This is a genomic window from Streptomyces sp. NPDC004561, assembly GCF_053602155.1.
The window spans coordinates 1-2,948 of record NZ_JBSGDB010000735.1 but is presented as its reverse complement, the minus strand read 5'-3'; the positions used below and the strand labels follow the sequence as shown (position 1 = coordinate 2,948).

At 73.3% G+C, this 2,948-nt stretch carries 1 protein-coding gene; it reads left to right on the top strand.

Annotated features, from left to right (window positions below):
• A partial coding sequence (locus tag ACWEN3_RS44455; RefSeq protein ID WP_452983832.1) for an Rne/Rng family ribonuclease occupies positions 1 to 2,841 on the top strand: 2,841 nt, incomplete at its 5' end.
• Between the last annotated feature and the right edge of the window lie 107 nt (positions 2,842 to 2,948).

The window sequence follows — 2,948 nt, the reverse complement described above, 5'->3', positions numbered from 1 at the left end:
CTCGCACGCAGGCACGAGGCCCCTGCCGAGGAGCCGGAGAAGGCCGACGAGTCGGCCGAGGACCTCGCCGAGGGCGAGGAGGCCGAGGAGGCGGAGGGCGCCGAGGGCTACGAGGAGTCCGGTTCGCGCCGCCGTCGCCGCCGGGGCGGCCGTCGCCGCCGCCGCGGGGACGCCGCCGAGGCCGGCGAGGACGGGGACGCCGACGAGCTGGCCGCCGAGCAGGCCGCGCAGGACGCCGAGGACACCGCCGAGCAGGAGGAGGAGGACGACGAGGACGCCCGTGGCGAGGAGTCCGGCGGCTCCAGCTCCAGCAGCCGCCGTCGCCGCCGTCGCCGTCGTCGCGCCGGTGAGACCTCCGCCGACACCGAGCCGTCCGAGGGCGACCCGGAGCGCACCGTCGTCAAGGTCCGCGAGCCCCGCAAGGTCAGCGAGCCGTCCGACGAGGTGCAGTCCATCAAGGGCTCGACCCGCCTGGAGGCGAAGAAGCAGCGCCGCCGGGAAGGCCGTGAGCAGGGGCGCCGGCGCGTCCCGATCATCACCGAGGCCGAGTTCCTCGCCCGCCGCGAGGCCGTCGAGCGCGTGATGGTCGTCCGTCAGCACGGCGACCGGACGCAGATCGGCGTCCTGGAGGACGGCGTGCTCGTCGAGCACTACGTCAACAAGGAGCAGTCGACCTCGTACGTCGGCAACGTGTACCTGGGCAAGGTCCAGAACGTGCTGCCGTCGATGGAGGCCGCCTTCATCGACATCGGCAAGGGGCGCAACGCCGTCCTGTACGCCGGTGAGGTCAACTTCGAGGCGCTGGGCATGGCGAACGGCCCGCGCCGGATCGAGTCCGCCCTGAAGTCCGGCCAGTCGGTCCTCGTGCAGGTCACGAAGGACCCGATCGGGCACAAGGGCGCGCGTCTGACCAGCCAGGTCTCCCTGCCGGGCCGCTACCTCGTGTACGTCCCCGAGGGCTCCATGACCGGCATCAGCCGCAAGCTGCCCGACACCGAGCGGGCCCGGCTGAAGACCATCCTCAAGAAGATCGTCCCCGAGGACGCGGGCGTCATCGTGCGCACCGCCGCCGAGGGCGCGAGCGAGGACGAGCTGCGCCGGGACGTCGAGCGGCTGCAGGCGCAGTGGGAGGACATCCGCAAGAAGTCCAAGAACGGCAACGCCCCGACGCTGCTGTACGGCGAGCCGGACATGACCGTCCGGGTCGTGCGCGACATCTTCAACGAGGACTTCTCCAAGGTCGTCGTCAGCGGTGACGAGGCCTGGGAGACCATCCACGGCTACGTCTCGCACGTCGCGCCGGACCTCGCCGAGCGGCTGTCGAAGTGGACCTCCGAGGTCGACGTCTTCGCCACCTACCGGATCGACGAGCAGCTCGCCAAGGCGCTGGACCGCAAGGTCTGGCTGCCCAGCGGCGGTTCGCTGGTGATCGACCGGACCGAGGCGATGGTCGTCGTCGACGTCAACACCGGCAAGTTCACCGGCCAGGGCGGCAACCTGGAGGAGACGGTCACCAGGAACAACCTGGAGGCGGCCGAGGAGATCGTGCGTCAGCTGCGGCTGCGCGACCTCGGCGGCATCATCGTGATCGACTTCATCGACATGGTCCTGGAGTCCAACCGCGACCTGGTGCTGCGCCGCCTGCTGGAGTGCCTGGGCCGTGACCGTACGAAGCACCAGGTGGCCGAGGTGACCTCGCTGGGCCTGGTGCAGATGACCCGCAAGCGGGTCGGCCAGGGCCTGCTGGAGTCCTTCTCCGAGACCTGCGTCCACTGCAACGGCCGCGGTGTCATCGTGCACATGGAGCAGCCGAGCGCCAACGGCGGCGGCAAGCGCAAGAAGCGCGGACGCGGTGGCGACGCGCACGAGCACGTGCACGAGACCGCCGCGGTGGCCGTGGAGACGGGCGAGGCCGTGGAGCCGGAGATCGAGACGGCCGTCGAGGTGGCCGCCGAGATCGCCGAGCCGGTCGCCCTGCCCGCGCCCGACTTCGCGCCGGACGAGGAGCTGTACAGCAGCGTCGCCGAGGCGGAGGCGGCGGCCACCCGTGGCCGTACCCGCCGCCGGGCGAGCCGCCGGGCGACGGCTCCGGCCGGTGCGCCCAAGGCGGAGAAGGCTCCTCGGGCGGAGCGGGCCCAGCAGGCTCCCAGGGCCGAGCGGGCCGAGGCGCCGAAGGAAGAGGCCGTCGAGGTTCCGACCGCCCAGGACGTCACCGCCGAGGAGGCGGCGGCGCGCCCGGTGCGTCCGGAGTCGGCCGCCGAGGCCCTGGCCGAGCCCGCGGCCGCCGAGGACCAGGTGGTTCCGGCGCCGCAGGCCGAGGCGCCGGCCGTCGAGGAGGCCGCGCCCACGGGCCGTACGCGCCGTCGGGCGACCCGGAAGGTGTCCGCGCCGGCCGGTTCCCCCGTGGGTGCCGAGGCGACCGTGGTGACGGTCACCGAGGCCGCTTCCGAGGCCCCGGCCGAGGAGCCCCCGGCTGCGGTCGCCGCCGAGGAGGAGCCGGCGCCCGCCGAGAGCGCCGCCCCGGCCCGCCCGCGCCGCCGTGCCGTGCGCAAGGCCACCGCGCCGACCGCGTCCGAGGAGACGGCCGTCGTGGTCGTCCCGCCGGCCGCCGAGGCTCCCGCGGAGAACTCCGAGGAAGAGGTGGCCGCGGCCAAGAAGACCGCCCGCAAGGTGGCCAAGAAGGCCACGGCGAAGAAGGCCGCCACGAAGAAGACCGCGGCCAAGAAGACGGTCGCGAAGAAGGCGACGGCCAAGAAGGCGGCCAAGACCGTCAAGACGGCCGCCGCGAAGTCGACAGCGAAGAAGACCACCACGGTCTCCGCCCCCGCCGACGAGGCCTGACACCCACGACCGGCCCCGCCTCACAGGTAGTCCTCCAGGCGGGCCACGGCGTAGCCCTCGCGCGTGACCTTGTTCAGGGGGCGGCGACGCGTCCACCATCGTGCCGT